The sequence below is a fragment of the Mesorhizobium sp. M1A.T.Ca.IN.004.03.1.1 genome (assembly GCF_003997555.1).
Classification (GTDB): domain Bacteria; phylum Pseudomonadota; class Alphaproteobacteria; order Rhizobiales; family Rhizobiaceae; genus Mesorhizobium.
Window position 1 is genome coordinate 1 of sequence record NZ_RZTV01000686.1, and the last position, 254, is coordinate 254.

1 protein-coding gene is annotated in these 254 nt (G+C 63.8%); it reads right to left on the reverse strand.

Annotation, left to right across the window (positions count from 1 at the left end; translation table 11 throughout):
• The coding region (locus tag EOD29_RS33415) for a PAS domain-containing protein (protein ID WP_127248871.1) at nucleotides 1–254 on the reverse strand (254 nt) is incomplete at both ends.

Genomic DNA, 254 nt, shown 5'->3' on the forward strand with positions numbered 1-254 from the left:
ACCTGATCGTCGATGTCGTGACACAGGCCGTACCACTGGACAATGCGCCCTGATTGATCCCTCATCGGTTCCGCGCGGCTCGACATCCAGCGATAGAGGCCGTCGGAGCGGCGCAGTCGATACCGCATGGCGAAGCTCGCGCCGGTAGCGAGGCAATGGCGAAGGGCATCTCCGAAACCCGCCGCATCCTCCGGGTGAACGGTGGCGTCCAGGACGGACTCCAGCCGGCTCATGTCGGGTTTGTCGAAATCAGC